7 protein-coding genes, 1 tRNA gene and 1 pseudogene are annotated in these 6,631 nt (G+C 59.6%); 4 read left to right on the forward strand and 5 right to left on the reverse strand.

Annotated features, from left to right (window positions below; translation table 11 throughout):
- Positions 1 to 35 precede the first annotated feature (35 nt).
- From pstS to pstB, 4 genes are all read left to right on the forward strand, one after another.
- The gene (gene pstS, locus ACIOMR_RS25710; RefSeq protein ID WP_003209841.1) at positions 36 to 1,052 is read left to right on the forward strand and encodes a phosphate ABC transporter substrate-binding protein PstS; all 1,017 of its coding nucleotides are present in this window, start codon (positions 36 to 38) and stop codon (positions 1,050 to 1,052) included.
- A gap of 65 nt (positions 1,053 to 1,117) precedes the next feature.
- The gene (gene pstC, locus ACIOMR_RS25715) at positions 1,118 to 2,113 is read left to right on the forward strand and encodes a phosphate ABC transporter permease subunit PstC (RefSeq protein ID WP_401197080.1); all 996 of its coding nucleotides are present in this window, start codon (positions 1,118 to 1,120) and stop codon (positions 2,111 to 2,113) included.
- Entirely contained in the window at positions 2,110 to 2,982 is an 873-nt protein-coding gene (pstA, locus tag ACIOMR_RS25720) for a phosphate ABC transporter permease PstA (RefSeq protein WP_003209837.1), read from the forward strand. Before pstC ends, pstA begins: the two co-directional genes overlap by 4 nt.
- Positions 2,982 to 3,761 (forward strand): phosphate ABC transporter ATP-binding protein PstB, encoded by a 780-nt coding sequence (pstB, locus tag ACIOMR_RS25725; RefSeq protein WP_003209835.1) that lies wholly within the window; start codon positions 2,982 to 2,984, stop codon positions 3,759 to 3,761. Before pstA ends, pstB begins: the two co-directional genes overlap by 1 nt.
- A gap of 118 nt (positions 3,762 to 3,879) precedes the next feature.
- Here pstB and ACIOMR_RS25730 read toward each other — a convergent pair.
- From ACIOMR_RS25730 to ACIOMR_RS25750, 5 genes and pseudogenes are all read right to left on the reverse strand, one after another.
- Positions 3,880 to 3,955 (reverse strand) — tRNA-Lys (locus tag ACIOMR_RS25730).
- A 63-nt stretch (positions 3,956 to 4,018) separates the two neighbouring features.
- A pseudogene (gene queC, locus ACIOMR_RS25735) lies at positions 4,019 to 4,695 on the reverse strand (7-cyano-7-deazaguanine synthase QueC).
- Between the two features lies 1 nt (position 4,696).
- Complete coding sequence (gene queE, locus ACIOMR_RS25740; protein ID WP_003209831.1) at positions 4,697 to 5,344, reverse strand: 7-carboxy-7-deazaguanine synthase QueE; 648 nt, start codon at positions 5,342 to 5,344, stop codon at positions 4,697 to 4,699.
- Positions 5,345 to 5,508: 164 nt separating this feature from the next.
- On the reverse strand, positions 5,509 to 6,342 hold the full coding sequence (ybgF, locus tag ACIOMR_RS25745) for a tol-pal system protein YbgF (RefSeq protein WP_023659229.1): 834 nt from the start codon (positions 6,340 to 6,342) through the stop codon (positions 5,509 to 5,511).
- Positions 6,343 to 6,348: 6 nt separating this feature from the next.
- The coding region (locus ACIOMR_RS25750) for an OmpA family protein (protein ID WP_401197077.1) at positions 6,349 to 6,631 on the reverse strand (283 nt) is incomplete at its 5' end.

Consider the following 6,631-nt stretch of genomic DNA (forward strand, 5'->3'; position numbering starts at 1 on the left):
CTCCACCTGCCCCCTTCCTTTGAGGTGTCGTCGTGATGTTGCTGACCAAAAAGAGTCTGTCAGTGTTGTTCACTGCCCTGTGCCTGAGTGGTGTCGCTCACGCCACTGACGTCACGGGCGCAGGCTCCAGTTTCGTCTACCCGGTGCTGTCCAAGTGGTCCCAGGAATACAGCAAAAGCTCCAGTGACCGGATCAACTACCAGTCCATCGGCTCCGGTGGTGGTATCGCCCAGATCAAGGCGGCTACCGTGGACTTCGGTGCGTCCGACGCGCCGCTGTCGGCGGATGAACTGAAGGCCGGCGGCCTCGGCCAATTCCCAAGCGTGATTGGCGGCATCGTGCCGGTGATGAACGTCGAGGGCGTTGCAGCTGGCCAGCTGAAACTCGATGGTGATGTGCTGGCGAAGATCTTCCTCGGTGACATCAAGGCCTGGAACGACCCGGCGATTGCCGCCCTCAACCCCGGCTTGAAACTGCCGGGCGCGAATATCACCGTGGTCCACCGCTCGGACGGCTCGGGCACCTCGTACAACTTCACCAACTACCTCTCCAAAGTCAGTGATGGCTGGAAAACCAAAATCGGTTTCGGCACCACCGTGCCGTGGCCGGTCGGTGTGGGCGGCAAGGGTAACGAAGGTGTTTCGGCCTACGTGAAGCAGATCAAGAACTCCATCGGCTTTGTTGAATACGCCTACGCCCTGCAAAACAAGATGACCTACGCCTCACTGAAGAACGCGTCCGGCAAATTCGTCGAGCCCAACGCCAAGGCCTTCCAGGCAGCGGCTGATACTGCCGATTGGGCCAACGCCCATGACTTCAACCTGATCATGACCAACGCACCGGGCGAGAACGCGTGGCCGATCACGGCGACCACCTGGATCATCATGTACAAGCAGGCAAAAAACGCCGAGCAAAGCCAGGCCGCTTTCAACTTCTTCAAATGGTCGTTGGAGAAAGGTCAGCAGCAGGCTGCGGCATTGGACTACGTAGCGTTGCCCGATTCCCTCGTGACCCGGATCGAAGGTTACTGGAAGTCTGACTTCGCCCACTGATCCGTCCCTGAGACCCGCGCCCTCAAGCAACCTGATGCCAGGGGGCGCTGGTGAGCACATCTGATATGAACGAAACCGTGCAACCGATGGTGATGACTACTCACGCGGGCGATGTGAGCGGTGACAACCGTGCTGCTCGCGATCAGCGCAACGACCTGTGGTTCAAACGCTCCATGTTCGGCGCTGCCATGCTGGTCTTGCTGTTATTGGCCAGCATTGCTGCCTCAACGCTTTGGGGCGGCGGCCTGGCCTTCAAGACCTTCGGTTTCGGTTTCATCACCAGCACCGAGTGGGATGCGGTCAACAACCACTTCGGCGCCCTGGTACCGATCTACGGCACCTTGGTCACCTCGTTGCTGGCGTTGCTGATTGCGGTGCCGGTGAGTTTCGGCATCGCGATTTTCCTCACCGAAGTGGCGCCGCCCTGGCTCAGAATGCCGGTCGCCTCCGCCGTTGAATTGCTCGCGGGCATTCCCTCGATTATCTATGGCATGTGGGGCCTGTTTGTTTTCGGGCCCTTTATGGCTGAACACTTGTCACCCTGGATCAATGACTACCTGGGTGCGCTTCCGTTTATTGGCTCGCTGTTCCAGGGGCCGCCGCTGGGCATCGGGATGCTGACCGCCGGCATCGTGCTGGCGATCATGATCACACCGTTCATCACGTCGGTGATGCATGAGGTTTTCCGCAGTGTGCCGACTCAATTGAAGGAGTCGGCCTACGCACTGGGCAGTACTACCTGGGAAGTGGTGTGGGACATCGTCCTGCCCTACACCCGTTCGGCCGTGGTCGGCGGGATCTTTCTCGGCCTCGGTCGCGCCCTGGGTGAAACCATGGCCGTCACCTTCGTGCTGGGTAACGCGCAACAGTTCTCCGCCTCGTTGCTGATGCCCAGCAGTTCCATCGCGTCCGTCATCGCCAACGAGTTCAGCGAGGCGTACACCGACCTGCATCGTTCGGCGCTGATCGCCCTGGGCTTCCTGCTGTTTATCGTGACATTCGTGGTGCTGGCACTGGCGCGGCTGATGCTCATGCGCCTGTCCCGCAAGGAGGGCCTATGAGCAGCAACGAACGCCTGTACCGCAAGCGTGCCTTGAAGAACAGGGTGGCCATGCTGCTCAGTTGTGGCGCGACAGTCTTTGGCCTGCTGTGGCTGGCGTGGATTCTGCTGACCACCATCATCAACGGCTTTCAGGCGCTCAACCTGCGCCTGTTTACCGAGATGACGCCGCCACCTGGAACAGACGGCGGCCTGGCCAACGCGTTTTATGGCAGCGCCCTGATGTCCGGGATTGCGCTGCTGATTGGCACGCCCATCGGGCTGATGGCCGGTATCTGGCTGGCGGAATTCGCACGGCACTCGCGCCTGGGTACCACGGTGCGTTTCATCAACGACATCCTGCTGTCCGCGCCGTCGATCGTGCTGGGCCTGTTCATCTACACCGGGGTGATCCTGCCGCTGAACCTGCTGACCAATCACCAGGTAGGTTTCTCCGCCATTGCCGGTGCCCTGGCGCTGGCCTTGCTGGTGATTCCGGTGGTGGTGCGCACGACCGACGAGATGCTCCAACTGCAACCTTCCACCATGCGCGAGGCGGCCCTGGCCCTGGGCGTACCCCAGTGGAAACTGACGTTGCAGATCGTGTTGAGAGCGGCCAAGGCCGGCGTGGTGACCGGCATCCTGCTGGCGCTGGCGCGGATTACCGGGGAAACCGCGCCGCTGCTGTTCACCGCCTTCGGCAACCAGTTCTGGAGCAGCAACCTGCTCAAGCCGATTGCCAGCGTGCCGGTGGTTATTTTCCAGTACGCCATGAGCCCCTTCGATGACTGGCACTCCCTCGCATGGGCAGGCGCCTTGGTACTGACGATGTTCGTGCTGGTGCTGAGCTTGCTGTCTCGCCTGATTCTTTTGCGCAATAGGTCCCACTGATGCAATCGACCCGCCTTGATCCTGAAAAAACCAAAATCCGTGTCCGTGGGTTGGAGTTTTTCTACAACAACCAACGTTCGCTGAAATCCATCGACATCGACATTCCGGAAAAACGCATCACCGCGATCATCGGCCCATCGGGCTGCGGCAAGTCGACCTTGCTGCGGGTGTTCAACCGTATCTACTCGATGTACCCGAAGCAGGAAGCCCGCGGTGAAGTGCTGCTCAATGGCGAAAACATCCTCGCCCCCGGATATTCGATGAACCGCCTGCGCAGCCACGTCGGAATGGTCTTCCAGAAGCCGGTACCGTTCCCGATGTCGATCTACGACAACATCGCCTATGCCGTGCGTCACCACGAAAAGTTGTCGCGCCGGGAAATGGATGATCGAGTCGAGCAAGCCTTGCGCGGCGGCGCGCTGTGGGATGAGGTGAAGGACAAACTCAAACAAAGCGCCCAGAGTCTTTCCGGCGGACAACAGCAACGCCTGTGCATCGCCCGCACCATTGCGCTGCGCCCACAGGTATTGCTGCTGGATGAACCGACCTCGGCGCTCGACCCGATTTCCACCGGGCGCATCGAGCAGTTGATCACCGAGCTGAAAGAGCAATACACGGTGATCATCGTGACCCACAACATGCAGCAGGCCGCCCGGGTGTCGGACAGCACGGCGTTCATGTTCATGGGCGAACTGATTGAGCATGGCAATACGGATGAGATCTTCACCAAGCCGAAGATGAAACAGACCGAGGACTACATCACCGGGCGGTTTGGCTAGCTTTAACAAAAAAGCCGATCACTCTCTGTCGCGAGAGTGATCGGCTTTTTACTGGGCAAAAAAAAACCCGGAAATCCTCACTTGCGTGGGCCTTCCGGATTTTCTAAACCGCCAAAAATGGTGGGTCGTGTGGGATTCGAACCTACGACCAATTGGTTAAAAGCCAACTGCTCTACCAACTGAGCTAACGACCCGCTGTGTGGTGGCGCGTATAATACTGATTTCTAAGGATTATTCAACACCTTATTTAAAATAAATCAGAAATAACGCGTTGGGTCAGTAATTCCGGCCGCTTGGAAGCCCTCTGCACGCAGTCTGCAGCTGTCGCATTTCCCACAAGCGCGACCATCAGTGTCTGCCTGATAGCAGGAAACAGTCAGCGAGTAATCGACGCCAAGTCCTACGCCTGCCTTCACGATATCGGCCTTGCTGCGGTTCTGCAGCGGCGCCAGGATGCGAAAGCCCTGCCCTTCTACACCGGCCTTGGTCGCCAGATTGGCCATGCGCTCGAACGACTCGATGTACTCGGGGCGGCAGTCCGGGTATCCGGCGTAGTCCAGGGCGTTGACGCCGATGAAGATGTCGCGGGCATTGAGCACCTCGGCCCAGCCGAGGGCCAGGGACAGGAAGACCGTGTTGCGTGCCGGCACGTAGGTCACCGGAATGCCTTCGCTGGGGCCTTGCGGCACGTCTATGGAGCTGTCGGTCAGCGCCGAGCCACCCATGCCGTCGAGATTCAGGCCGATCACCTTGTGCTCAACCGCGCCCAGGTCTCGGGCGACACGGGCGGCAGCGTTCAGTCGGCACGGTGACGCTGGCCGTAGTCGAAGCTCATGGTGTAGCAGCTGTAGCCTTCTGCACGGGCCATGGCGACCACGGTCGCGGAGTCGAGGCCGCCGGACAGCAGGATCACCGCACGTTTTTGATCAGTCATCTCAGCGCCCCGGCTCATCGTTCCACAGGTACTTGTGCAGCTGCAGTTGCAGACGCACCGGAAGGTTGTCTGCAACGACCCAGTCGGCCAGGTCGCGAGCATTCAGGTCATGATGACTGGGGGAAAACAGCACTTCGCCGGCGCGGCGGTCCAGGCCATACTGGATCAGCTTGGAGGTCGCCCAGTCGTAGTCTTCACGGGAACAGATGACGAACTTGACCTGGTCGTTGGCCGTCAGCAGCTCAATGTTCTCGTAGCGGTTGCGATGCACTTCCTTGGAGCCTGGGGTCTTGAGGTCGACGACTCGGCTGACCCGAGGGTCGACTGCAGAGATATCGAGGGCGCCGCTGGTTTCCAGGGACACCTCGTAACCGGCATCGCACAACTGCTTGAGCAAGGGAATGGCATTGGGCTGTGCCAGTGGCTCGCCACCCGTGACGCAGACATAACGCGGCCGGTAACCGGCCACCTGCTCAAGGATGTCTTCAAGGGTGCGCACGGTGCCGCCGCTGAAGGCGTAGGCGCTGTCGCAGTACTGGCAACGCAGCGGGCAACCGGTGAGGCGCACAAATACAGTGGGCAGCCCGGCAGTGCGCGTTTCACCCTGCAACGAGTAAAAAACTTCGGTGATACGTAATGTGTCTTGCATAGTCGCCACGGGCGTAACAGCTAAACAGGCTGTCCGCCTCCGTCAGGCACTTCAAGGAATTGCGCCAACGCGTAAACCCCAGGAAGCGTGTTTCATAAAAGGGCGTGGATTCTAACGAAAAAACCCGCGCAGGGCGCGGGTTTCTTCTGAACGGGTTGCGACGCTTACATGCGTTGCAGATCCCGCTGAGCCAACTGGGCCGCAGAGGTACCCGGATATTGGGCCACCACCTGCTGCAGAATGCCTTTGACCTTGTCGGTATGACCCAGGCGGCGTTCTACGTCAGCCAGTTTGTACAGCGAATCCGGCACCTTGGCGTGCTTGGGGTACAGCTGGCTGACCTTGGCAAATGCCTGGCCTGCGCCCTGCAGATCACCCTTGGCCAGGTTCACCTCACCCAACCAGTACTGGGCGTTGCCCGCGTACTGGCTGTTCGGGTATTTGCGCAGGAATGCGGTAAAAGCCTGGCTGGCCTTATCGAAATCCTTGGCTTTGATCAGGTCGAAGGCTGCATCGTAATACAGCTTTTCCTTCGCCGGATCACCCGGTTCGCTGCTGGCGGCAGGGGCTTGGCTCGCAGCCGCGGCCCCTGCCGCTGCACCACCGGCGGCGCTTGCGGCGCCACCGGCAGAAGAATTATCAGGAGTGGCGGCTGGTGTAACGCCGGCTCCAATGCGTCGATCAAGATCCTGGTAACGCTCCAGGCCTTCTTGCTTCAGCTGGTTCACTTGATTCTGCAGAACCTCAATCGTGCCTTGTTGCTGCGACAATTGATCCTGCATGCGTTGCAGCTGGTTGAACAGTTCGCCCTGTGCCGAAGGCGCGGCAGTTGCCGCGCCCCCGGCATAGGCGCCGTTCGTGCCATAACCCGCTGGCGGATAACTGCTCCCGCTATTGTTATAGCCAGAGTTGCTATCTTCCACAGGAACCGCAGCCCACACCGCAAGCGGTGCCAGGCTGAGAGCCAATACAGTTAGAGCACGACGGCACGTTCGCATGACGAATTACTTACGCAGTTCGACGCGACGGTTTTGAGCCCAGGACTGCTCGTCGTGGCCAGTAGCAACTGGACGCTCTTTACCGTAGGAAACCAGTTCCAGTTGGCCTGGAGCAACACCTTGCAGAACCAGGTAGCGCTGAACGGCTTTCGCACGACGCTCGCCCAGTGCCATGTTGTACTCACGAGTACCACGTTCGTCGGTGTTACCTTCCAGAACAACGCGAGCGCCGTTAGCTTTCAGGTCCTTCGCGAGAACGTCCAGAGCGCGCATGGCTTCGGGTTTCAGG

The organism is Pseudomonas sp. NPDC087814 (assembly GCF_044742865.1).
Taxonomy (GTDB): Bacteria; Pseudomonadota; Gammaproteobacteria; order Pseudomonadales; family Pseudomonadaceae; genus Aquipseudomonas.

Bases quoted from the DNA above. Each gene is read 5' to 3' on its own strand.
- pstA (WP_003209837.1), top strand. From the start codon at position 2,110: ATGAGCAGCAACGAACGCCTGTACCGCAAGCGTGCCTTGAAGAACAGG.
- queE (WP_003209831.1), bottom strand. From the start codon at position 5,344: ATGCAAGACACATTACGTATCACCGAAGTTTTTTACTCGTTGCAGGGT.
- pstB (WP_003209835.1), top strand. From the start codon at position 2,982: ATGCAATCGACCCGCCTTGATCCTGAAAAAACCAAAATCCGTGTCCGT.
- ybgF (WP_023659229.1), bottom strand. From the start codon at position 6,342: ATGCGAACGTGCCGTCGTGCTCTAACTGTATTGGCTCTCAGCCTGGCA.
- pstS (WP_003209841.1), top strand. From the start codon at position 36: ATGTTGCTGACCAAAAAGAGTCTGTCAGTGTTGTTCACTGCCCTGTGC.
- pstC (WP_401197080.1), top strand. From the start codon at position 1,118: ATGAACGAAACCGTGCAACCGATGGTGATGACTACTCACGCGGGCGAT.